Source organism: Brachybacterium phenoliresistens (genome assembly GCF_039530785.1).
GTDB lineage: Bacteria > Actinomycetota > Actinomycetes > Actinomycetales > Dermabacteraceae > Brachybacterium > Brachybacterium phenoliresistens.
The window spans coordinates 650920-674165 of record NZ_BAAAOW010000001.1 but is presented as its reverse complement, the minus strand read 5'-3'; the positions used below and the strand labels follow the sequence as shown (position 1 = coordinate 674165).

Below are 23246 nucleotides of genomic sequence, written 5' to 3'. Positions count from 1 at the left end.
GCTCAGGCCTCCGGGGCGGGGGCGTCGACGTCCTCGGGATCCTCGGGGATCTCCAGGGCGTAGCCGACGCCGTGGACGGTGCGCACCAGGTCGGAGCCGAGCTTGCGGCGCAGGGCCTTGACGTGGGAGTCCACGGTGCGGGTCCCGGTGGCATCGACCCAGTCCCAGACGTCGGCCAGCAGGTGCTCTCGGGTGAGCACGGTGCCGGGGGAGCTGGCCAGGCACAGCAGGAGATCGAACTCGGTGGGCGTGAGATGGGCGGGCACGCCCGCCCTCATCACGCGGCGGCCCGCGCGGTCGATCAGGAGATCGCCGATCTGCAGGGCCACCTGCGCATCGGCCGCGTCCGGGGGAGGGGTCGCGGGCTCGGCGCGACGCACCCGGCGCAGCAGCACCTTGAGCCGGGCCACCAGCTCGCGCATGGAGAAGGGCTTGGTCATGTAGTCGTCGGCCCCGACCCCGAGGCCGATGAGCATGTCCGTCTCGTCGTCGCGGGCGGTGAGCATCAGCACGGCGACGGGGGAGTCGGCCTGGATGCGCCGGCACACCTCGAGCCCGTCGATCCCGGGCAGCATCACATCCAGCACGACCACGTCGGGGCGCACCCGCAGGACCGTCTCCACGCCCGTGACGCCGTCCAGCGCGGTGGAGACCTCCCAGCCCTCGGCGGTGAGCCGGTCGGCGATCGCGCTGGTGATGGTGGGCTCGTCCTCGATGACGACCACGCGCGTGGGCGCGGCCGCGCCGGCGGGCGGGGCAGGACGAGCGGCATCAGGGCGTGAGGTCGACATGCCGTCACTGTACTGGCGCCTCCCGAGCCGTTCCCGGAAAGCCGCCGAGCGCCGCCGTCGGGAGGGCTCCGTCCTGTCGTAGACTTCCGGCCACTATGGACGAATCCCCCGCGCCGAGTACCGGCGCGCGCCCGCCCGCGGCCCAGGCACCCCGTGCCGGCCACCCGGCGGTGCGCGCACTCCCCGCCCTCGGGGAGGCCCTCACGTGACCTGGATCCTTCTGGCCGTCGGCGTGCTGCTCACCGCAGGCACCGCCGTCTTCGTGGCCTCGGAGTTCTCCCTCGTGGCCCTGGACCGCCACACCGTCGAGAAGGCCCAGCAGGGCGGCGACCGCCGCGCCGCCGGCGTGCTCTCGGCCCTGACCCACCTCTCGACCAACCTCTCCGGCGCCCAGCTGGGCATCACGATCACCACGCTGCTGTTCGGCTTCGCGGTGCAGGACCCCCTGGCGGGCCTGCTGAGCCCGGTCGCGGCGGCCCTGGGCATCCCCGGCTCCGCCGTCGGCCCGGTCTCCGTGGTCGCCGCGATGGCGATCGCCTACGCCTTCTCGATGCTGTTCGGCGAGCTGGTCCCGAAGAACCTCGCGATCGCCGCGCCGATGGCGACCGCCAAGGTCGTCGCGCCGCTGCAGCACTTCTTCACCACCGTGTTCCGCCCCCTGATCGCCGTGTTCAACTCGACCGCGAACGCGATCCTGCGCCTGGTGGGCATCGAGCCGCAGGAGGAGCTCTCCGCGGCGCGCTCGCCCGCGGAGCTGGACTACCTGGTGCGGCACAGCGCCCGGGCCGGCAGCCTCGACCGCGGCACCGCGGTGCTGCTCAGCCGGACCCTCGCCCTCGCCGACCGCGAGGCGGCCGATGTCATGACCCACCGCGGGGCCATGATCGCGGTGGACGCCTCCGCCTCCGCCGCCGAGGTCCTCGAGCTGAGCCGGACCAGCGGCCATTCGCGCTTCCCCGTCATCGACGGCAGCGAGGACGACGTGGTCGGCGTGGTGCAGGTGCGCCAGGCCGTGACCGTGCCGCGCGCCGAGCGCGCGGGGACCCCGGTCCGCTCGATCATGGCCGACGTCCACCGCCTGCCCGAGACCGTGCCCCTGGACAACCTGCTGCTGGACCTGCGCGACCTGGGCGCCCAGCTGGCCGTGGTGGTCGACGAGTACGGCGGCACCTCCGGGATCGTGACCCTGGAGGACGTCATCGAGGAGATCGTCGGCGAGGTCAACGACGAGCACGACGAGGACGAGCCCGAGCGCTACGCCCGCGAGAGCGAGCGCGGCTGGGTGGTCTCCGGCCTCATGCGCCCCGACGAGATCCGCCGCGAGCTGGGCGTGATCGTGCCCGAGTCCACCGACTACGACACCCTCGGCGGTCTGCTGATGGACGAGCTGCGCCGCATCCCCGCTCCCGGCGACGTCGTCGAGAGCGCCGGGCTGCGCCTGGAGGTGCTGGCGATGGACGGGCGCCGCGTCGACTCCGTGCGCCTGATGGTCCTGGACGACTCCGTGCGCGTCGCCCCGGTGGAGGAGGCCGACGATGAGTGACACCGCCGCCCTGCTGCTGGGCCTGGCCATGCTGGTGGGCAACGCCTTCTTCGTCGGCGCCGAGTTCGCGGTGATGAGCGCGCGCCGCAGCCAGCTCGAGCCGCTGGTGGACGCCGGCACCCCCGGGGCCCGCACCGCCCTGTGGGCGATCGAGCACGTCTCGATCATGCTGGCCGCCGCCCAGTTCGGCGTCACCGTCTGCTCGGTGACGCTGGGCGCCGTGGCCGAGCCCGCCATCGCCCACTTCCTGGAGCCGCTGCTGGAGGGCGTGGGCGCGCCCGAGGTGCTCGTGCACCCGATCGCCTTCGCCGTGGCGCTGCTGATCGCGTCCTACCTGCACGTCGTCTTCGGGGAGATGGTCCCCAAGAACATCTCGATCGCCGTGCCGGTGGGAGCCGTGTGCCTGCTCGCCCCGCCGCTGGTGGTGATCGCCCGGATCTTCACCCCCGTGATCTGGATCCTCAACGTCTTCGCCAACGGCATCCTGCGCCTGCTGCGCGTCGAGCCCCGGGACGAGGTCGAGAGCGAGTTCACCGCGGAGGAGATCGCCGCGATCGTGGACGAGTCCCGCCGCGAGGGCCTGCTCGAGGACGACCAGGGGCTGCTGCGCGGCGCCATCCAGTTCTCCGAGCACACGGCCCGCGACGTCATGGTGCCGATCTCCGAGGTCGTCACCGTGACCCATGACGTCTCCCCGGCGCAGATCGAGGAGATCGTCGCCCGCACCGGGTACAGCCGCATCGGCGTGCGCAACGACGCCGGGGACCTGGTGGGCTACGTGCACCTCAAGGACGTCCTGCTCGCCCCCGGCGCGGAGGACGCGGACTACGAGCGGCCGATCCCCCCGGGCCTGGTCCGGGCCGTCGTCTCGGTCGACGACGACGACGAGATCGAGGAGGCGCTGCGGGCCATGCAGTACAACGGCGCGCACATGGCGCGGGTGGACTCGCCGACCTCCCGGAGCGTCGGGGTGGTCTTCCTCGAGGACGTCCTCGAGGAGCTCGTCGGCGAGGTCAAGGACGTCATGCAGCGCCACCGCGTGTGATTCCGGCACGGCCCCGTGCGCGGGGCCGTGTCGCGGCCGTCACCCTGCGGGAGGACCCAGGTCAAGGTTGCGCCGGGTCCTGCGGGCGACGGCAAAGTCTTGGCAATGTCCCGGTCCAGAGCCCTGGACCTGCCTCTTGTCGTCCGTACATTTGAATCTGTTGTTCGGTGACGCGTCTTCCCCCAGTCCGGCGTCGCAGGAGCGAACGGGAATACGGAACGGTCTATCGGAAGCAGGTACATCCGTGGCGAATCATCGCGCTGCTGGACGAGCACATGTGCGACCCCTCAAGGTCTCCCCGGGCGCGCACCGCGATTCCCTCGTCCCTGCGGGCGCGGTCAAGGTGGGCATGCTCGGCGCGCTCGCCACCGCCACCATCGCCGTGCCGCTGGCCTCCGCCACCGCCGGCGGCCTCGACGCGAGCGCCCCGCTGGCCGACGCCGTCGAGGGCGTCTCGACCTCCGCTCCCGAGACGGTCGAGCCCACCGCGGAGCCCGCGGTCGCGCTGCCCGAGGTCTCCGCCTCCCTCTCGGCCGATGCCGCCGCCCCCGCCGCCTCGGCCTCCGTGCCCGAGCAGCCCGCCGCCGAGCAGCCCGCCGCTGCGCAGGCCGCCCCCGAGGCCGCCGCCCCCGAGGCGCCCGCCGCGAGCGAGGCCCCCGCCGAGAAGGCCGCGGCCGTCCCCGGCGCCCCCGTGCAGACCCAGCCCTCCTCGAGCGCAGCGGCCGAGACCACCGCGACGACCACCGGCCTGCACGTCGAGGTCCCCGACCCCGAGCTCGCCGAGCTGTACGAGGCCTCGGCCGGCAGCTCGAGCGGCTACATCAAGCCCGTGGACGCCCCCATCACCTCCGGCTACGGCGTGCGCATCCACCCCGTCCTCGGCTACCGCAAGGGCCACGAGGGCACCGACTTCGGCGCCGCCTGCGGAACCCCGGTGCACGCCGCCCAGGCCGGCACCGTGGTCGCGGTCGAGTACAACTCCTCCTCCGGGAACCGCGTCAAGGTCGACCACGGCGACGGCATCATCACCGGCTACTACCATCTGCAGGACTTCGCCGTCTCCGAGGGCGACGTGATCGCCCAGGGCGACGTCGTCGGCTCGGTCGGCTCCACCGGCCGCTCGACCGGCTGCCACCTGCACTTCGCGAAGATGGATGCGTCGGGCACGTACTCCAACCCGATGACCCTGTTCCAGTGAGCCGCACCCCTGTCGTCCTGGGCGTCGAGTCCTCCTGCGACGAGACCGGCTTCGGGATCGTCAGCGAGGGGACCCTGCTCGGCCAGGGCCTCGCCTCGAGCGCCGCGCAGCACGCGGAGTTCGGCGGCGTCGTCCCCGAGATCGCCGCGCGCGCCCACCTCGCCGCCGCCGTCCCCACCCTGCGCATCGCCCTGGCCGATGCCGGGGTCGAGCTGTCCGACATCACCCACGTCGCCGCGACCAGCGGCCCCGGACTGGCCACCGCCGTCCACGTGGGCCTGGCCGCCGCGAAGTCGCTGGCCTGGTCGCTGGACGTGCCCCTGTACGGCGTGCACCACCTGGCCGGCCACGCCGCGGCGGACACCCTCGAGCACGGCCCCCTGCCCGAGCGCAGCATCGTGCTCATCGTCTCCGGCGGGCACACCTCGATCCTCCACGTCGGCGACCTCGTGCTCGATCCCATCGAGCACCTGGGCGACACCCTCGACGACGCCGCGGGCGAGGCCTTCGACAAGGTCTCCCGCCTGCTGGGCCTCGGCTACCCCGGCGGGCCGGCCATCTCCCGCGCCGCCGCGGGCGGGGACCCGCAGGCCTTCGCCTTCCCGCGCGCCCTGCTGCGCCAGGGCGACGCCCCGTACACCTTCTCGTTCTCCGGGCTGAAGACCGCCGTGGCCCGCACGGTCGAGAAGATCGAGCGCGCCGGCGAGGCTGTCCCGGTGACCGACATCGCCGCCTCCTTCGAGCAGGCCGTCGTCGACGTGCTGGTGACCAAGTCGCTGCGCGCCGTGGCAGACCGCGGCCTGTCCACGCTCGTGATCGTCGGCGGCGTCGCGGCCAACGCCCGCCTGCGCGAGGTGGCCGCGCGCCGCTGCGCCGAGCAGGGCGTCGAGCTGCGCATCCCGCCGCCGCGCCTGTGCACCGACAACGGCGCCATGATCGCCGCCGTCGGCGACCTCCTGGTCCGCGCGGGCTCCGAGCCCAGCGGGCTCGGCATCGCCGCGGATCCCTCCGCCGTCCTCCACGGGGCCCAGCTGCCGCTGCTGCGGTGAGCTATCTCTCGAACCGCGGCGCGGCCGCCCGCAGGGACCGAGCTGGGGCGATGCGTTGCTAGACTGGCACGGCACGCCCGCGTAGCTCAGTGGATAGAGCGTCTGCCTCCGGAGCAGAAGGTCGTAGGTTCGAATCCTGTCGCGGGCACCGATGCGCACGGCCCGCATCCCGATCGGGGAGACCCGATCCGGGATGCGGGCCGTTCTCGTGCCGGGCGCGCGGTGGGCCGCGCCGACTATCCTGCTCAGATGCCCCACGCACGCTTCGACGACCTCCTGGCCGGGACGGTCGTCCAGTTCAGCGAGGTCTCCCGCGTCATCGAGGCGCGGACGCCCGGCGAGGTCCGCCCGGCGCTGCGCGCCGTGCAGGAGGCGGTGGACGCCGGGGCGTGGGCGTTCGGGATGATCGCCTACGAGGCCGCGGCGGGGCTGGACCCGGACGCCCGGGTGATCCCTGCCGCAGACGGCGTGCCGCTGGTGCGCTTCGGCATCGCGGATGCGCCCGATGACGACCCCGCGCCCCTGCCCGAGGTCTCCGGCGCCGGGGAGTACAGGGCCTCGGCCTGGCGCGGCGAATGGTCCCGATCCCAGCACGCCGAGCGCATCGCCGCGGTGCGCGCCGCCATCGCCGAGGGCGATACCTACCAGGTCAACCTCACCCATCGCCTGCACGGGCGGATCGAGGGGGACCTGCTGGCCTGCTACCGCGACCTCGCCATCGGGCAGCGGGCGGCCCACAGCGCCTATCTCGACCTGGGCCGATGGGCGGTGCTCAGCGCCAGCCCCGAGTCCTTCGTCCACCGGCAGGGGAGCATGGTGACCTGCGTGCCCATGAAGGGCACCGCACCGCGCGCCGCGGGCCCGGCGCGCGACGCCGCGGCCCGGGCCGACCTCCTGCGCAGCGAGAAGGAGCGCGCGGAGAACGTGATGATCGCCGACCTCCTGCGCAACGACCTCGCCCGCATCGCCCGGCCCGGGACGGTGCGCGTCCCGCAGCTGCTGCAGGCCGAGGCCTACCCGACCCTGTGGCAGCTCACCAGCACCATCACCGCGGAGGTGGACCCGGACCTGGGACTCGAGGAGCTGATGGCGGCCCTGTTCCCCTGCGGCTCCATCACCGGGGCGCCCAAGCTGTCCACCATGGGGATCATCGCGGAGCTGGAGTCCTCGCCGCGCGGCGTGTACTGCGGGGCGGTGGGGCTGCTGGCCCCGCGCCGCCGCGACGCGGCCGGGGAGCAGGAACCCGAGACTCGCTTCAGCGTCGCGATCCGCACCGTGGTGGTGGACCGCGAGGACGGCGCCGCGACCTACGGGGTCGGCGGCGGCGTCACCTGGGGCTCCCGGGCCGAGGGGGAGTGGGACGAGCTCGCCACCAAGTCCCAGGTGCTCGAGCGCCTTGCCGATCCTGCCGCGGGTCTCCGGTCCGGCGATGCCGACCCGGCTCCGCCGTCGGCCGCGCCCGGCACGGACGGGGCCGCCGTCATCGCCGACCCGGGGGACCTCTCCGCGTTCGGACTCCTGGAGACCCTGGCGGTCGATGCCGGAGCCCCCCGCCATCTCGAGGAGCATCTGGACCGTCTCGAGGCGTCGGCCGACCGCTTCGCGATCCCCTGCGAGCGCGCTGCGCTGCGCGCCCTGCTGCGGAAGGAGGCCGCCGCCCGCGGCACGGGGGTGCTGCGCCTGCATCTGGACCTGTCAGGGACCCCGACCGTCACCGCGCGGCAGCTGCCGCCGGCGGGGGAGGGCCCGGTCCTGCTCGCCCTCGACGACCGTCCGCGGGACCCGGAGGCCCCGGAGGTGCGCCACAAGACGACCGACCGCGCGAGCCTGGACGCGGCCCTGCGGCGCGCCCGGGCGCGCGATGCGCGGGTGCAGGACGTCGTGCTCACCGCGCCGGGCGGCCTGGTCACCGAGACCGGCATCGCGAACCTGCTGGTCCGCCTCGACGGGACCTGGTGCACCCCGCCGCAGGGCGACGGCTGCCTGCCCGGGATCGGCCGGCGCCTGCTGCTGGAGCGCGGTGAGGCGGTCGAGCGCAGCATCACCGTCGCCGAGCTGCGCGCCGCGGAGGAGATCGCGCTGATCAGCTCGGTGCGCGGACGGCGCCGGGCGCGACTGCTGACCTGATCCGCGGCGCGGGGAGGGAGCATCGTGCCGGCCCTGCCCCGCGCCGTCCTGCCCGCGCCGCCGGCGGGCTCAGCCCTCGCGGCGCAGGCGCAGGATCTCGTGCAGCAGCTGCGCGACCTCCTCGGGGCCGTCGACCCGGAAGGCCGCGGCGGTGTCGCCCGCGCCCACCTTGATGGTCAGGTCGTGCTCCCCGCCGCGCACGAAGACGCTCTCGTCGGTGACGTCGTCGCCCAGGTACAGCCAGGCGTCCACGGCCGCGGCGCGCGCCAGGGCCTCCAGGGCGGTGCCCTTGTCCGTCTGCACCACGGAGAACTCCACGACCTCCTTGCCCGGGGTCACCTTCACGTCCGGCAGGGTGCGCGCGTACTCCAGCGCGGACTCGGTCGCGTTGACGGCGCCGCGACCGCGGGCGGTGCGGGTGTGCAGCACGCTCGCCATCGGCTTGCGCTCGACATCGGCGCCGGGGTGCTTCTGGGCGATCACCTCGAGGGTGCGGGTGATCGAGGCCAGCAGCGCCTCCTTGTGCTCGTCCATGGTCAGCGCCGCGGCGTCGAGCACCCCGGCGTTCATGTCCGGCGGCAATGCACCGACCTCCGCGCCGTGCGATCCCACCAGCACCACGGAGCTGGGCATGCGGGTATGGGCGTCGAGGTCGCCCAGCGAGCGGCCCGAGACCAGGGCGACGTTCACGCCCGGATCCTCGGTGAGCTCGCGCAGGGCGGAGAGGCTGTCGGGGTCGGGGACCACGGCGTCGCGGTCGGCGACGATCGGCGCCAGCACCCCGTCGAAGTCGGAGGCGACGAGGATCCGCGGGGTGCGGGCGAAGCGGGCGAGAGCCGCCTCCAGCTCCTCGCGCGGAGGCTTCTCCTCGCCGGTCAGCCGCACCGGCGGCCGCGCGATCTCCTCGGGCCGCCCGGCGGACTCGAGATCGCCGAGGAAGGCGTGCGCCCACGCCTGCACGTCGTGGTCCAGCACCTGGCGGCGCAGCGAGAGCATGGCCTGCTCCTGCTCGTCCTCGGGCATCTTGAGGGCCTGCAGGATCGCCGTCTTCAGCTCGTCGATGTCGTGGGGGTTGACGAGGATCGCGGCGCGCAGCTCATCGGCGGCGCCGGCGAACTCGGACAGCACCAGCACGCCGCGCAGGTCCGGCCGGGAGGCGACGTACTCCTTGGCCACGAGGTTCATGCCGTCGCGCAGCGCCGTCACCAGCACCACATCGGCCGCCATGAACAGCGCCGTCATGTCGCGACGGTCGAAGGAGCGGTGCAGGTAGGAGATCGCAGGCCGGCCGATCGGCGCATGGTCGCCGTTGATGCGGCCCACCGTGAGCTCGACCTCGTCGCGCAGCTGGCGGTAGGCCTCGACGCGCTCGCGGGAGGGCGTGGCGACCTGGATCATCACCGCGTCGTGCGGATCGATGGAGCCGTCGCGCAGCAGCTCGCCCCAGGCCTTGAGCCGATGGCGGATCCCCTTGGTGTAGTCCAGGCGGTCCACGCCGAGCACGATCTTGTCCGGCTCGCCCAGCTCCCGGCGCAGCTCCGCGGCGCGCTCGCGCACCGCCGGATCCTCCGTCAGCGAGGAGATCGCGGCGGTGTCGATCGAGATCGGGAAGGACTTCGCGACGACCTGCCGGGCCGGCTCGGAGCCGATCCCGGGGACGGTGGCGGTGTACTGGTCGACCTGGTAGCCCAGCAGGTGGCGCACCGCGGAGAGGAAGTTCACCGCATCGGACTCGCGCTGGAAGCCGACCAGGTCCGCGCCGAGCAGGCCGCGCAGCACCTGGTTGCGCTTGGGCAGCTGCGAGAACAGCTCGACGGGCGGGAAGGGGATGTGGTTGAAGAACCCGATGCGGACGTCGGGCCGCGAGGCCCGGATCATCTCCGGCGCCAGCTGCAGCTGGTAGTCGTGCACCCAGATCGTCCCGCCGGGGGCGGTGGCCGCGGCCGCCGCCTGCGCGAAGCGCCGGTTGACGCGCACATAGGCGTCCCACCAGGCGCGGTGGAACTCCGGGTCGACGATCACGTCGTGGTAGAGCGGCCACAGCGTCCCGTTGGAGAAGCCCTCGTAGTACTTCTCGACGTCCTCCGCGGACAGCGCCACCGGGTACAGGTGCATGCCGTCGGCGGCGAAGGGCTCCGGGGCCTCCCCGGCGGTGCCGTGCCATCCCACCCAGGCGCCGCTGTCCACATGGCGCATCACGGACTCCATGGCGGTGACCAGGCCTCCGGGACTGGTCACCCATTCCGTGGCGCCGTCGGGGAGGGTGCGGGCGTCGACGGGAAGCCGATTGGCGACGATCACGAGATCATGTGTGGGCACGGGGCCACCTTCCACAGCTGAGCGGACGACTCCTGGCCGCCCCAACCTACCAAGCACGGCCGATGGTTCCCGGCGCGAGCCGGCCGGGCGGAGGGCTCCCTCGGGGGCGCCATCGGACGCCCCGGCGCCGCGCGCCCGCCGGCCGATAGGATCCCGGACGTCCCGTCGCACCCCGGCGGCCCCGTCGTCCCCGCACCCGAAGGACCCCTGGACCATGCGCGCACACGAAGCAGGCGCCCTGCACGGCAACGATCCCGCCCCCACCTGGCTGCCCTATCCGGCCGATGTGAACGCCCTCCTCGAGGACCTGTGGTCCGGCTCGACGCGCCGCGAGGCCGACGGGGAGCTGTCCGTGGGCGGGGTGCGCGTGAGCCGCATCGCCGAGGAGATCGGCACCCCGGCCCTGGTGGTCGACGAGGACGACTTCCGCGCCCGCGCCCGCCGCTTCCGCACCGCCTTCGCCCGCGCCTTCGCCCCGCATGCGGGCGCCAGCACCTACTACGCGGGCAAGGCCTTCCTGTGCGGCGCCGTGGCCCGCTGGGTCGAGGAGGAGGGCCTGGGGCTGGACGTGTGCACCGGCGGCGAGCTCGCGGTGGCCCTGCGCGCCGGCTTCCCGCCCGAGCGCCTGGCCCTGCACGGCAACAACAAGTCCGACGAGGAGCTGCGGCGGGCCCTGCGCGCCGGGGTGGGCCGGATCGTCGCCGACTCCATCGAGGAGATCGACCGCATCGCGAGCCTCGCCCGCGAGACCGGGGTGCGCGCCCCGGTGATGCTGCGCATCACCACCGGCGTCGAGGCGCACACCCACGAGTTCATCGCCACCGCCCACGAGGACCAGAAGTTCGGCATCTCCCTCACCGCCGGGGACGCCTTCACGGCGGTGGCCCGCGCCCTGGAGCACGACGCCGACCTCGAGCTGATCGGCCTGCACTCCCACATCGGCTCCCAGATCTTCGACACCGGCGGCTTCGAGGTCGCCGCCCGCCGCGTGCTGGACCTCGTCGCCCGGGTGCGGGACGAGCTGGGCCACACCATCGACCATCTCGACCTCGGCGGCGGCTTCGGCGTCATGTACAACTCCCAGCACACGCCGTCCCCGGCGGAGGCGCTCGCCGACGGCATCGCCGGGATCGTCGAGAAGCAGTGCCACGAGCTGGACCTCCCCGTGCCGCACGTGGCCTTCGAGCCCGGCCGCGCCATCGCCGGGCCCTCCACCCAGACCCTCTACACGGTGGGCACCGTCAAGGACGTCCACCTCGGCGGCCCGCACCACCGCGTGTACGTCTCCGTCGACGGCGGCATGAGCGACAACGTGCGCACCGCCCTGTACGACGCGGACTACTCCTGCCTGCTCTCGGGGCGCACCTCCGACGCCGCCCCCGCCGTCGTGCGCGTGGTCGGCAAGCACTGCGAGAGCGGCGACATCGTCGTCAAGGACGAGTACCTCCCCGCCGACGTCCGGCGCGGGGACCTCGTCTCGGTGCCGGTGACCGGGGCCTACTGCTATTCCCTCGCCTCGAACTACAACCACGTGCCGCGTCCGGCCGTGGTCACCGTCAAGGACGGGACGGTGCGCACCATCGTGCGCCGCGAGACCGAGGACGACCTGCTCGCCCTGGACGTCGGCTGATCCGGCCGCGCGCATCCCGCCCGTCCCACACGTTCATACGGGGCAACCTGTTCATGCCTGCTCCGTTAGAGTTCACGGTGCCCCGTCGCCCCGACCGCCTGCCCGGAAGGACCCCCGAATGACGTCTGCGGCCCCCGCCCCCCATCCCGGTGACGACCCCCGCCCGACCCTGCGCGTGGCGCTCCTGGGCGCCGGCACCGTCGGCTCCGAGGTGCTGCGGCTGATGCGGATCCACGGCGAGGAGCTCACGCATCGCATCGGGGCCCGCCTCGAGGTGATCGGCGTGGCCGTGCGCGACCTCGACCGCGACCGCGGCGAGCACGTGGATCCGTCCCTGCTGACCACCGATGCAGAGTCCCTGGTCACGCAGGCCGACCTCGTCATCGAGGTGATGGGCGGCATCGAGCGGGCGCGCAGCCTGATCCTCTCGGCCCTCGAGTCCGGGGCGAGCGTCGTGACCGCCAACAAGGCGCTGCTCGCGCAGGACGGCGCCACCCTCTACGAGGCCGCGGACCGCCACGGCGTGGACCTCAGCTTCGAGGCGGCCGTCGCCGGCGCGATCCCGCTGGTCCGGCCGATCCGCGAGTCCCTCGCCGGGGACCGCATCCAGCGCGTGATGGGCATCGTCAACGGCACCACCAACTTCGTCCTGGACGCGATGACGCGCACCGGCGCGGACCAGGCCGAGGTCGTCGCCCGCGCCCAGGAGCTGGGCTACGCCGAGGCCGATCCCACGGCCGACGTCGAGGGCTACGACGCCGCCGCGAAGGCATCGATCCTGGCCTCCCTCGCCTTCCACACCCGGGTGGGCCTCGGCGACGTGCACCGCGAGGGCATCACCGAGGTCACCGCCGAGGACATCGCGGCGGCCCGCCGCATGGGGCGCACCATCAAGCTGCTGAGCATCGTCGAGCGGATCGTGGACGGCGACGAGGAGCGGGTCTCCGCGCGCGTGTATCCCGCGATGATCCCCGACTCCCATCCTCTGGCCTCGGTCTCCGAGGCCTACAACGCGGTGTTCGTCGAGGCGGAGGCCGCCGGATCGCTCATGTTCTACGGCCAGGGCGCCGGGGGCACCCCCACCGCCTCCGCGGTGCTGGGCGATGTGGTCGGCGTCGCGCGCCAGCGCGTGCACGGCGGCTACGGCCCGCGCGAGTCGGCCTACGCGGAGCTGCCCATCGCCGGGATCGGCGACCTGCGCACCCGCTTCTACCTGGCGCTGACCGTGGAGGACCGCCCCGGCGTCCTCGCCGACGTCGCCGGGTGCCTGTCCTCGCACGGCATCTCCATCTCCACCATCCATCAGCAGCCGCTCCCGGAGGGCGAGGGCACGGGGGAGCGGGCCGTGATCGGCATCTCCACCCATCGGGCCCGCGAGCAGTCCACCACGGCAGCCCTCGACGAGCTCTCCGCCCGGCCCGCGGTCCAGAGCATCGACTCCGTCCTCCGCCTCGAAGGGGAATGATCCACATGGCACATCAGTGGCGCGGCGTGATCGCCGAGTACCGCGAGCACCTCCCGTTCGGGGATGACGACACCCTGCTCACGCTGGGGGAGGGCGGCACGCCGCTGGTGCACTCCCCGACGCTCTCGCAGACCGTCGGCGCCGAGGTGCACATCAAGGTCGAGGGCATGAACCCGACCGGCTCCTTCAAGGACCGCGGCATGGTCTCGGCGATGAGCCGCGCCGTCAGCGACGGCGCCCAGAAGGTCGTGTGCGCCTCCACCGGCAACACCTCCGCCTCCGCGGCCGCCTACGCCACCCGCGCCGGGATCGGCTGCGTGGTGCTGCTGCCGCAGGGCAAGATCGCCGCCGGCAAGCTCGCCCAGGCCGTCGTCCACGGGGCCCAGCTGGTCCAGATCGACGGCAACTTCGACGACTGCCTCGAGATCGCCCGCAAGCTCGACGCCCAGTACCCCGTCGAGCTCGTGAACTCCGTGAACCCCTACCGCCTGCAGGGCCAGAAGACCGCCGCCTTCGAGATCGCCGATGCGCTCGGCGGCGCCCCGGACGTGCACATCCTGCCCGTCGGCAACGCGGGCAACATCTCCGCCTATTGGATGGGCTACCAGGAGTACCGCGACAAGGGCATCACCTCCTCCGTCCCGCAGATGTGGGGCTTCCAGGCCGAGGGCGCCGCGCCGTTCACCGCCGGCCGCCCGATCCCGAACCCGGAGACGATCGCGACCGCCATCCGCATCGGCGCCCCCGCTTCCTGGGACCTCGCCGTCGCCGCCCGCGACGACTCCGGCGGCCTGATCGGCGCGGTCTCCGACGAGCAGATCCTCGATGCCCAGGAGATCCTGGCCGGAGAGGTCGGCATCTTCGTCGAGCCAGCCTCCGCCGCCGGCGTCGCCGGGCTGCTGCAGCAGTCCTCCCGCGGCCTGGTCCCCGCCGGGGCGCGGATCGCGATCACCGTCACCGGGAACGGGCTCAAGGACATCGACACCGCGCTCTCGCGCCGCGATCTCACCCCGACCGTCGTCGAGGCGGATGTCAACGCCGCCGCGGAGGCGATGGGCCTGTGAGGATCGGCCGCCGGAGCGCGGCGGTCCGCGTCCCGGCCACGAGCGCGAACCTCGGGCCGGGCTTCGACGCGATGGGCCTCGCCCTAGGACTCCATGACGACCTGGAGGTCGAGGCCGTCGCCGGCGGCCTCGAGATCGAGGTGACCGGCGAGGGCGCCCAGGACGTCCCGCGCACCGAGGACCACCTCGTGGTGCGGGCCCTGCGCATCGGCCTGGACCACGCGGGCGCCCCTCAGATCGGCGTGCGCCTGCGCACCCGCAACCGCATCCCGCACGGCCGGGGGCTGGGCTCGAGCGCCGCGGCCGCGGTCGCCGGCCTGCTGCTGGCCCGCGGGCTCATCGCGGATCCCGCGGGCCTGGACGACCAGGCGGTGCTCGCCCTCGCCACCGCGATCGAGGGCCACCCCGACAACGCCGCTCCGGCCCTGCTGGGCGGCGTCACCCTCTCGTGGATGCAGCAGGAGGTGCCCCGCACCGTGCGTCTCGCGGTCGCCGAGGGCGCCCTGAACCCGATCGTGCTGCGCCCCGAGGCGACGCTGTCCACCGCGAAGGCCCGCTCCCTGCTGCCGGCCGAGGTCCCGCACGCCGATGCGGCCTTCACTGCCGGCCGTGCGGCCCTGCTGGTGCACGCCCTGGCCACGGACCCGTCCCTGCTGCTTCCCGCCACCGAGGAGCGCCTCCACCAGGAGCAGCGGGCCCCGGGCATGCCGCAGAGCGTGGAGCTGATGCGGGTGCTGCGGTCCGAGGGGTTCCCGGCGGTGATCTCCGGGGCGGGGCCGACGGTGCTCGTCCTCGCAGGGGATCACGACCGCCTCTCCTCGCTCGTGCGCCGGGTGGTGGATCGGCCCGAGCAGTGGCGCCTGGCACGTGTCGGCCTGGACACCACGGGCGCGGCGCCCGCTGTGGTAGGTTGAGGGCGCGTCCAGGCGGAGAACGCCACTGCGACGACCTCTCCCGGACCCGGGACCGGCGCCGCAACGACGAACCCCACCTCGCAGCGCAGTGCTCCGGTGCATGAGCCCGGTCCCCGGACCACGGCTCTCCGCGCCCGCACCCCGCATCGACCGCATGCGACAGTCCGCATCCGGTCACGGGACGCCGACGCACCAGAACCATCTTCTCGACGGACGTGGAACCCGCCCGCCGCTCCTCGCGGCGTGCTCCCTCCGCCGGACAACGATCCCCTGATCACCGCACGGCGGGCCGAGAGCGGCCCCTGGCGGTCCGGGATCCGTCACAGCGCTCCCGGCCGCATGCCGGGCACGACGAGCCGAGACCATCGGCTCCACAGGAAGGAACCTGGGTGAACGACACCACCGCCGCCTCGGGCGAGAACACCTCGCTCGCGGCGAAGAAGCTCCCGGAGCTGCAGGCCATCGCCGCCTCCATGGGCATCAAGAACGTGCGCCGCCTGCGCAAGAACGACCTCATCGAGGCGATCCGCGGCGGAGGTTCCGGCCCCGCGCAGGGCGGCTCCGCGGCCCCCGCGAAGAGCGCCCCCGCCGCCGAGGCCCCGGCCGCCCAGCCCGCGGCCGCCGCCGAGGCTCCCGCCGCGCCGGCGGCCGAGGCGCCCCGCGCCGAGAGCTCCGCCCCCGCGCGCAGCCCCGAGCTGGACATCGAGCTGCCCAGCCGCTCGGGCCGGCAGGACGACTCGCGCCGCGAGGACTCCCGCCGCGACTCCGGCCAGGAGCAGGACCAGGAGCGCGGCCAGCGCCGTGGCCGCTCCGATCGTGAGCAGGGGCAGGGCCGCTCCGATCGCGAGCAGGGCCAGGGCCGCTCCGACCGCGAGGGCGGACGCCGCTCCGATCGCGAGCAGGATCGCGACGAGCAGCGTCAGGACGGCGAGCGTCCGGGACGCGGCAACCGCCGGGACCGCCCGCGCCGCATCGAGGACATCGAGCTCCCGGCGCGCGGCGCCGAGGACGCGGAGGGCTCCGGCCGCGGCGAGGACCAGGACGGCGAGGACCGCCGGGGTCGCCGCTCGCGCAACCGCACCCGCGACCGCAAGCGCCGCGGGCGCGGCGGCCAGGGCGGCGAGGGCGGCCAGGACCAGGGCCGGGATCAGGGCCGCGACCAGGGCCGCTCCCAGAACGACGATCCCGAGGTCCGAGACGGCGACGAGCTCGTCTCCGTCGCCGGGATCCTCGACATCCGCGACAACAACGCATACATCCGCACCACCGGCTACCTGCCCGGTCCCAGCGACGTCTACGTGACGATGAACCAGGTGCGCCGCCACGGTCTGCGCAAGGGCGATGCGATCGTCGGCCAGGTCCAGGCCCCGCGCGAGGGCGAGGAGCGCGAGGCGCCGCCGCAGCAGTACTCCGGCGGCCGCAACCGTCGCGGCAAGAACAGCGGCGGCAACCAGGGCAAGTTCGCCGCGCTCGTCCAGATCGACACGATCAACGGCATGACCGCCGAGCGCGCCCGCTCCCGCGTGGACTTCAGCAAGCTCACCCCGCTGTACCCGGACGAGCGCCTGCGCCTGGAGACCGCCCCGCTGGGTCTCGCGCCGCGCGTGATCGACCTCGTCTCGCCGATCGGCAAGGGCCAGCGCGGCCTCATCGTCGCGCCCCCGAAGGCCGGCAAGACGATCATCATGCAGCAGATCGCCAACGCGATCACCACGAACAACCCCGAGGTCCACCTCATGGTCGTGCTCGTCGACGAGCGCCCCGAGGAGGTCACGGACATGCAGCGCACGGTCAAGGGCGAGGTCATCGCCTCGACCTTCGACCGCCCGGCCTCGGACCACACCATCGTCGCCGAGCTCGCCATCGAGCGCGCCAAGCGCCTGGTCGAGATGGGCCGCGACGTGGTCGTGCTGCTGGACTCGCTGACCCGCCTCTCGCGGGCCTACAACCTGGCGGCCCCGGCCTCCGGTCGCATCCTCTCCGGCGGTGTCGACGCCTCGGCGCTGTACCCGCCCAAGCGGTTCTTCGGCGCGGCCCGCAACATCGAGCACGGCGGCTCGCTGACCATCCTCGCCTCGGCGCTGGTGGAGACCGGCTCGAAGATGGACGAGGTGATCTTCGAGGAGTTCAAGGGCACCGGCAACATGGAGCTGCGCCTGTCCCGCTCGCTCGCCGATCGCCGCATCTTCCCGGCCGTGGACGTCAACGCCTCCGGCACCCGCCGCGAGGAGGAGCTCATGGGCAAGGACGAGCTCGCGATCATGTGGAAGCTGCGTCGCGTCCTCGGCGCCCTCGAGCAGCAGCAGGCGCTCGAGCTGCTCCTGGAGCGGATCAAGAAGACGAAGTCCAACACCGAGTTCCTCATGACGGTGCAGAAGAACACCCCGAGCGTGAACGGCCGCGCGAACGACTGATCGCCCGCCGCCCCGCAGCACGACGACGCCCCGCCGGATCGGCGGGGCGTCGTCGCGCTGAGGGGGCGGGGATCAGCCCTTGACCGCTCCGGCCGCGATGTTCGCGATGAAGTGGCGCGAGCCGATGATGAACACGCCGATCAGCGGCACGACGCTGATCAGCGCCCCGGCCATGACCATGCCGTAGTCGGTCAGGTACAGGGAGTTGAGGTTCTGCAGGGCCGTCTGGAGGGTCTGCCGCTGCGGATCCACCAGCACGATCAGCGGCCACACGTAGTCGTTCCAGGCGGTGATGAAGGTGAAGATGCCCAGGAACGCGAGACCGCCGCGCAGCATCGGCACGCCGACGCTCCAATAGGTCCGGAAGAACCCGGCGCCGTCGATGCGGGCGGACTCGACCAGCTCGTCGGGGATGGACCCGGCGGCCATCTGCCGCAGCAGGAAGATGCCGAAGGCGTTCGCCGCTCCGGGGACGATCAGCGCCTGCAGCGTCCCCACCCAGCCCAGCTCCGACATGAGGATGAAGCTCGGCACCAGGGAGAGGCTGCCGGGCACCAGCATGGTCGCGATGAGCAGGATGAACAGCGGGGTGCGTCCGGGGAAGTCGAACTTCGCGAAGGCGAAGGCCGCCAGGGAGTCGAAGAACATCACCAGCAGGGCGCAGGCCCCGGAGACGATGATCGTGTTCAGCAGCGCCTGCAGCAGGTCCACGCTCGCCACGACGTTGCGGACGTTCTCGCCGAAGCTGCTGCCGAAGGTGAGCTTCGGCGGGTAGCCGAAGATCTCTGCGGTGGTCGACGTGGACATGACGATCAGCCAGTAGAACGGGAAGATCGACAGCAGCACGCCGATGATCACGCACAGGTGGGTGACGATCGCGCCGATCCGCCGGGAGGCGACCGGGTGCTTCGAGCCGACGGGGGAGCTGGATCGGGGCTCCGCCCCTCCGGCGGAGGGGACCGGGGCGACGGGGCCGGGAGTGGTGGTGGTGCTCATCGGCGGGCCTCCTTGCGGCGCGGGGTGCGGTCGGCGGCGTCGCTGCGACCGGAGACCAGGCGCCAGTTGATGATCGCGAAGACGGCCGCGATGAGGAACAGCGCCCAGGCGATGGCCGAGCCGTAGCCGAAGTCGAACTGCGTGAACGCCTGGTTGTACTGGTAGAGCACGATGGTCATGCCGGCCTCGCCGGCGCCGCCGGAGTTGCCCAGCAGGACCTGCGGCTCGGTGAACAGGCTCAGGCCGCCGATCGTGGAGGTGATGACGGTGAACAGGATGATCGGCCGCATCATGGGGACGGTGACCCGGGTGAAGACCTGCCGGAGGTTGGCGCCGTCGACCTTCGCCGCGTCGTACAGGTCGGTCGGGATCGACTGCAGCCCGGCCAGGTAGATGATGGCGTTGTAGCCCGTGAAGCGCCAGATCACCATGATCGCGATGGTGACCTTGATGCCCCAGCTGGTGGACAGCCACGGGATCGAGCCGAGGCCCAGCGCCGTCAGCGCGGAGTTCACCAGGCCGAAGGTGTCGGAGAAGACCGAGCCGAACACGATCGCCATGGCCACCATCGAGGTGACGTTCGGGAGGAAGAACGCGACCCGGTAGACCTTGGTGAACCGGATGTTCTGATGCAACAGGAACGCGATGACCAGGGCGAAGAACAGCATCGGGATCGTGGAGAGGAACCAGATGATGAACGTGTTCCCCACAGCGTTCCAGAAGCGGCCGTCGCTGAGCAGGAACTGGTACTGCGCCAGGCCCACGAAGGAGATGTCGCCCATGCCGTCCCAGTCGGTGAACGACAGGACGATCGAGAACAGGATGGGGAACAGCCCGAAGACCGCGAACAGCAGGTAGAAGGGGGAGATCGCGAGGTAGATCGGGAGCCGCTCGCGGACCTTCCGGCGTCGGCGGGCGGATGCGGCCTCCGGGGCGGAGGGCGACGCGGGGGCGGCGGTGGCGGTGCTCATGCCTCCACTCCTCTCTTGGTGAGGACCTTGGCGGCCTGGGCGACGGCGTCGTCCCAGGCCTGCTCGGGATCCTTGCCCGAGGTCTCGACGTTGGTGATCTCCAGGCTGAACGACCCGCCGATCACCGTCTCCCAGGTGCTGATGAAGGAGGACGGCACGGTCTCCGCCGCGGCGGAGAAGAAGTCCAGCGGGTTCTGGTCCCCGTAGAAGTCGCCGTCGTAGGCCATCTTCGGGGAGTCGAAGGAGCCCGGGGTCGAGGGGAACAGCTGCACGTCGTCGTAGGCGATCGCCTGATTCTCCGGGCTGTTGATCCACATCACGAAGGCCAGCGCGGCCTCGGGGTCCTTGCAGGTGTGGGGGAGCGCGGCGAAGGATCCGCCGCTGTTCCCCGCCCTCACGGGCTGATCGGCGATGCGCCACAGTCCGCCGGTGTCCGGTGCCGACTCCTCGAGGACCTGCGTCCACCAGGCCGCGCCGATCTGCCCGGCGGTGCGCCCGCTGGACCAGGCGGCGTTCTGGTCGGTGCCGCGGTCGCGGGGGATCCGGGCGGTGATCCCGGCCTGGATCGCGGCGACGGCCGTGTCCCAGGCCTGCCGCACCGCGGAGTCCGGCTTCTCGTACAGCGGGGTGTCGTCGGTGTCGAAGTAGCGCTCGGGAGAGGAGTTGAGGAAGCCCTCGTACACGGCCTGGGCGTCGTTCATGAGGAAGGAGCCGGTGGCGCCCTTGAGCTCGGTCCCCAGCTCGATCCAGGACTCCCAGGTCGCGATCGCGGCCCCGACTTCCGCGGGGTCGGTGGGCAGCCCGGCCTCCTCGAAGACGTCCTGCCGGAAGAAGTAGCCGGTGGGGCCGATGTCGAGCGGGAAGAAGCAGAAGCGGCCCTTCGGCGTCATGCCGAGGTTCCACTTCCAGTCGAAGTAGTCGCCGCGAACGGCATCCGCGCCGAGCTCTCCGAGGTCCAGGAACAGGTCCTCGTTGGTGAAGTAGAGGGCGTTGTTGGAGTTGATGTACGTGATGTCGGGGATGTAGGCGTTCCCCGCGAGGCTCGTGCGCAGCTTCGTGTCGAAGCTGGTGCCGATCACGTCGGCGCGCAGATGCTTGCTGGTGCCGGGGATCTGCTCGGCGGCCTGGTCCAGCAGGATCGGGCTGGCCGAGCGGTTCCAGTACCACAGGACCAGCTCATCGGGGTCCTCGGAGATGCTCGGGTCGGAGCCGCAGGCCGCGAGCGACGGCGCGAGCGCGCCGGCTCCCAGGGCTGCGGCACCCCCGCGCAGCAGGGAGCGCCGCGACGGGCGGCGGGTCAGGGCGTCGGCGACGCCGCGGGACAGCCCCGTGCGCCGGGGCGGTCCGTGGTCAGGGACAGTGGGCATGGCACCCTCCTCATCGAGTGGTGTCGGGCGGCCGTGAACGTTCACGGCCGTCAGGAGGCCGTGAACGTTCACGGCTGTCGGAGATCATTGCATCGGCTCTCCGTGCCGTCAACGGCTCCGCGTCCGTCGTGACCACCCGGAGACCGCCCGATGCCCGCTCGCGGAGCCTCGGCGAGGGCTCCGCGCCCCCGTGCGGGCAGCCGGAACGGGAAAGGACTTGTCGATCCCCGCCGCGGGGCGATAGCGTGATGCGATCGTGAACGTTCACGGCCCGAGGAGGGGCTGGCGTCCGCGATCTGCAGACCACCCCCAGACACCCATGAAGGACGACACGTCTCCATGAGCTCCGCCCCCGCTTCGTTCCGCTGGGCCGTCCTCGGCCCCGGCTCCATCGCCCGTCGCTTCGCCACGCAGCTCCCGCAGTCCCGCGCCGGCGCCCTCGTCGGCGTCGGCAGCTCCTCGCCCGAGCGCGCCGCGGCCTTCGCCGAGGAGTTCCCCCTCCAGGGCGCCGCGATCGTCGGCACCTACGAGGAGGTGCTCGCCTCCGCCGAGGTCGACGCCGTCTACATCTCGACCGTCCACACCGGGCACGCGCGCCTGGCCGCCGCGGCCCTCGAGGCCGGCAAGCACGTCCTGGTCGAGAAGCCGCTGACCCCGAACTCCGGCACCACCATGGCGCTGCTGGACCTCGCCGAGCGCAGCGGGAAGGTGCTGCTCGAGGCCTACATGTACCGCTTCCACCCGCAGACGGTGAAGGTCCTCGAGCTCGTCGCCGAGGGCGCCATCGGCGAGATCGCCCACGTGGACGCCTCCTTCTCCTTCGACACCAAGGGCCGCAGCGGCCGCCTGTTCGAGGTGGACACCGCCGGCGGCGGCATCCTGGACGTTGGCTGCTACCCGCTGTCGCTGGCCCGCTTCGTCGCGGGCGCGGCGGCCGGAGCCCCCTTCGCCGAGCCCACCGAGCTCGTCGGGCGCGGCACGATCGGCGAGACCGGCGTGGACGAGTGGGCCACCGCCGAGCTCCGCCTCCCCGGCGGGATCACCGCGAGCCTGCGCACCGGCGTGCGCCTGGCGGACCCGCAGTCGGCCACCATCACCGGCGCGCGCGGCGTGATCCGCCTGTCCGATCCGTGGGCCCTGGGCGAGAGCCAGGTCATCGAGCTCGACGTGGTGGGCGAGGAGCCCCGGCGGATCGAGATCGAGCCGTCCTTCTCCTACGCCCTGGAGGCGGACGCCCTGGCCGCGGCCGCGCAGGCCGGCACCGAGGTCCCCGAGCTGCCCTACGCCGGATCCCTGGGCCAGGCGCGGGCGCTGGACGCCTGGCGCGAGCAGATCGGCCTGCGGTACCCCTTCGAGCGCGACGACGCCGACATCCCCACGCTCACGGGCCGGCCGCTGCAGGCCGGGACCCAGATGACCTACGGCCGGATCCCCGGGATCGACAAGAAGGTCTCGCGCCTGGTCATGGGCTGCGACAACCAGATGAACCTCTCCCACGCCTCGGCGATGTTCGACGCCTTCTTCGAGATCGGCGGCACCACCTTCGACACCGCCTACATCTACGGCGGCGGCTACTGCGAGAAGCTGCTGGGGCAGTGGGTGAACAACCGCGGCGTGCGCGAGGACGTCGTGGTCATCACCAAGGGCGCCCACACGCCGCATTGCGATCCGGAGTCGATCACCCGTCAGCTCGAGGAGTCCCTCGAGCGCCAGGGCACCGACTACGCGGACCTCTACATGATGCACCGCGACAACCTCGACGTGCCGGTCGGGGAGTTCGTCGACGTGCTGGACGAGCACTACCGCGCCGGGCGCATCCGCGCCTTCGGCGGCTCGAACTGGACGCCGGCCCGCTTCGACGAGGCCAACGCCTACGCGGCGGCGCACGGCAAGCAGGGCTTCACCATCCTGTCCAACCACTTCGGGCTGGCGCAGGCGCTGGACGTGCCGTGGGCCGGCTGCGAGCACGCGACCGATCCCGAGTCCAAGGCCTGGCTGACCGAGCGGGGCGTCGCCCTGCTGCCGTGGTCCTCCCAGGCGCGCGGCTTCTTCACCGGCCGTGCGCGTCCCGAGGACCGATCCGACGCCGAGCTGGTGCGCTGCTACTACAGCGACGACAACTTCGAGCGCCTGGCGCGCGCGGAGCAGCTGGGCGCCGAGCGCGGGGTCCCGGCCACGGCGATCGCGCTCGCCTTCGTGCTGGCCCAGCCGTTCCCGACGTTCCCGCTGTTCGGCCCGCGCAGCATCTCCGAGATGCGCTCCTCCACGCTGGGCCTGTCGGTCGAGCTCAGCGCGCAGGAGATCGCCTGGCTGGATCTGCGCAGCGACGCACGCTGAGCACGGCTATGGTGAT

The 23246-nt window shown here is 72.7% G+C and carries 16 protein-coding genes and 1 tRNA gene; 12 read left to right on the top strand and 5 right to left on the bottom strand.

Annotated features, from left to right (window positions below):
* Positions 1–2: 2 nt before the first annotated feature.
* Positions 3–791: a response regulator transcription factor gene (locus ABD234_RS03070; protein ID WP_051486327.1), complete on the bottom strand. Its 789-nt coding sequence runs from the start codon at positions 789–791 to the stop codon at positions 3–5.
* Positions 792–996: 205 nt separating this feature from the next.
* Between ABD234_RS03070 and ABD234_RS03065 the strand changes: the two genes are divergently transcribed.
* The 6 genes from ABD234_RS03065 (at position 997) to pabB (ending at position 7753) form a co-directional block, all read left to right on the top strand.
* On the top strand, positions 997–2334 hold the full coding sequence (locus tag ABD234_RS03065; RefSeq protein WP_038369920.1) for a hemolysin family protein: 1338 nt from the start codon (positions 997–999) through the stop codon (positions 2332–2334).
* Entirely contained in the window at positions 2327–3379 is a 1053-nt protein-coding gene (locus tag ABD234_RS03060) for a hemolysin family protein (RefSeq protein WP_038369921.1), read from the top strand. Before ABD234_RS03065 ends, ABD234_RS03060 begins: the two co-directional genes overlap by 8 nt.
* 277 nt (positions 3380–3656) lie before the next feature.
* Positions 3657–4577, top strand: a complete 921-nt coding sequence (locus ABD234_RS03055) for a M23 family metallopeptidase (protein ID WP_038369922.1) — start codon at positions 3657–3659, stop codon at positions 4575–4577.
* Positions 4574–5626 (top strand): tRNA (adenosine(37)-N6)-threonylcarbamoyltransferase complex transferase subunit TsaD, encoded by a 1053-nt coding sequence (tsaD, locus tag ABD234_RS03050; RefSeq protein WP_038369923.1) that lies wholly within the window; start codon positions 4574–4576, stop codon positions 5624–5626. Before ABD234_RS03055 ends, tsaD begins: the two co-directional genes overlap by 4 nt.
* A gap of 75 nt (positions 5627–5701) precedes the next feature.
* A tRNA-Arg gene (locus tag ABD234_RS03045) sits at positions 5702–5774 on the top strand.
* 101 nt (positions 5775–5875) lie between these two features.
* Positions 5876–7753, top strand: coding sequence for an aminodeoxychorismate synthase component I (pabB, locus tag ABD234_RS03040; RefSeq protein ID WP_038370399.1), 1878 nt, complete (start codon positions 5876–5878; stop codon positions 7751–7753).
* Positions 7754–7822: 69 nt separating this feature from the next.
* Here the strand turns inward: pabB and ABD234_RS03035 are convergent, their stop codons facing one another.
* Entirely contained in the window at positions 7823–10072 is a 2250-nt protein-coding gene (locus ABD234_RS03035; RefSeq protein ID WP_232226132.1) for a bifunctional alpha,alpha-trehalose-phosphate synthase (UDP-forming)/trehalose-phosphatase, read from the bottom strand.
* A 214-nt stretch (positions 10073–10286) separates the two neighbouring features.
* Between ABD234_RS03035 and lysA the strand changes: the two genes are divergently transcribed.
* The 5 genes from lysA (at position 10287) to rho (ending at position 17559) form a co-directional block, all read left to right on the top strand.
* The gene (lysA, locus tag ABD234_RS03030; protein ID WP_344353944.1) at positions 10287–11702 is read left to right on the top strand and encodes a diaminopimelate decarboxylase; all 1416 of its coding nucleotides are present in this window, start codon (positions 10287–10289) and stop codon (positions 11700–11702) included.
* Positions 11703–11820: 118 nt separating this feature from the next.
* Positions 11821–13167: a homoserine dehydrogenase gene (locus tag ABD234_RS03025; RefSeq protein ID WP_051486328.1), complete on the top strand. Its 1347-nt coding sequence runs from the start codon at positions 11821–11823 to the stop codon at positions 13165–13167.
* Positions 13168–13172: 5 nt separating this feature from the next.
* On the top strand, positions 13173–14231 hold the full coding sequence (gene thrC / locus ABD234_RS03020; protein ID WP_038369927.1) for a threonine synthase: 1059 nt from the start codon (positions 13173–13175) through the stop codon (positions 14229–14231).
* Positions 14228–15145 carry a homoserine kinase gene (gene thrB, locus ABD234_RS03015; protein ID WP_038369928.1) on the top strand — a complete coding sequence of 306 codons (918 nt, stop codon included), beginning with the start codon at positions 14228–14230 and terminating at the stop codon, positions 15143–15145. Before thrC ends, thrB begins: the two co-directional genes overlap by 4 nt.
* Before the next feature lie 389 nt (positions 15146–15534).
* Positions 15535–17559: a transcription termination factor Rho gene (gene rho / locus ABD234_RS03010; RefSeq protein ID WP_038369930.1), complete on the top strand. Its 2025-nt coding sequence runs from the start codon at positions 15535–15537 to the stop codon at positions 17557–17559.
* Between the two features lie 72 nt (positions 17560–17631).
* Here rho and ABD234_RS03005 read toward each other — a convergent pair whose 3' ends face one another.
* From ABD234_RS03005 to ABD234_RS02995, 3 genes are read right to left on the bottom strand one after another with little or no spacing between them, the layout of a single operon-like run.
* Positions 17632–18555 carry a carbohydrate ABC transporter permease gene (locus tag ABD234_RS03005; protein WP_084148136.1) on the bottom strand — a complete coding sequence of 308 codons (924 nt, stop codon included), beginning with the start codon at positions 18553–18555 and terminating at the stop codon, positions 17632–17634.
* A complete protein-coding gene (locus tag ABD234_RS03000; RefSeq protein WP_084148137.1) occupies positions 18552–19526 on the bottom strand; it encodes a carbohydrate ABC transporter permease in 975 nt (324 codons plus the stop codon). Before ABD234_RS03000 ends, ABD234_RS03005 begins: the two co-directional genes overlap by 4 nt.
* Positions 19523–20893: an ABC transporter substrate-binding protein gene (locus ABD234_RS02995; protein WP_084148138.1), complete on the bottom strand. Its 1371-nt coding sequence runs from the start codon at positions 20891–20893 to the stop codon at positions 19523–19525. The genes ABD234_RS03000 and ABD234_RS02995 overlap by 4 nt, the downstream gene beginning before the upstream one ends.
* A 339-nt stretch (positions 20894–21232) precedes the next feature.
* Between ABD234_RS02995 and ABD234_RS02990 the strand changes: the two genes are divergently transcribed.
* Positions 21233–23230 carry an aldo/keto reductase gene (locus tag ABD234_RS02990; protein ID WP_038369931.1) on the top strand — a complete coding sequence of 666 codons (1998 nt, stop codon included), beginning with the start codon at positions 21233–21235 and terminating at the stop codon, positions 23228–23230.
* Positions 23231–23246: the final 16 nt, after the last annotated feature.

What these genes read in the sequence shown, in the direction of transcription:
- ABD234_RS03025 (WP_051486328.1), top strand. Translation starts at nt 11,821, where the DNA reads ATGACGTCTGCGGCCCCCGCCCCCCATCCCGGTGACGACCCCCGCCCG.
- ABD234_RS03060 (WP_038369921.1), top strand. Translation starts at nt 2,327, where the DNA reads ATGAGTGACACCGCCGCCCTGCTGCTGGGCCTGGCCATGCTGGTGGGC.
- ABD234_RS02990 (WP_038369931.1), top strand. Translation starts at nt 21,233, where the DNA reads ATGAGCTCCGCCCCCGCTTCGTTCCGCTGGGCCGTCCTCGGCCCCGGC.
- lysA (WP_344353944.1), top strand. Translation starts at nt 10,287, where the DNA reads ATGCGCGCACACGAAGCAGGCGCCCTGCACGGCAACGATCCCGCCCCC.
- ABD234_RS03005 (WP_084148136.1), bottom strand. Translation starts at nt 18,555, where the DNA reads ATGAGCACCACCACCACTCCCGGCCCCGTCGCCCCGGTCCCCTCCGCC.
- thrC (WP_038369927.1), top strand. Translation starts at nt 13,173, where the DNA reads ATGGCACATCAGTGGCGCGGCGTGATCGCCGAGTACCGCGAGCACCTC.
- ABD234_RS03070 (WP_051486327.1), bottom strand. Translation starts at nt 791, where the DNA reads ATGTCGACCTCACGCCCTGATGCCGCTCGTCCTGCCCCGCCCGCCGGC.
- ABD234_RS02995 (WP_084148138.1), bottom strand. Translation starts at nt 20,893, where the DNA reads ATGCCCACTGTCCCTGACCACGGACCGCCCCGGCGCACGGGGCTGTCC.
- ABD234_RS03000 (WP_084148137.1), bottom strand. Translation starts at nt 19,526, where the DNA reads ATGAGCACCGCCACCGCCGCCCCCGCGTCGCCCTCCGCCCCGGAGGCC.
- pabB (WP_038370399.1), top strand. Translation starts at nt 5,876, where the DNA reads ATGCCCCACGCACGCTTCGACGACCTCCTGGCCGGGACGGTCGTCCAG.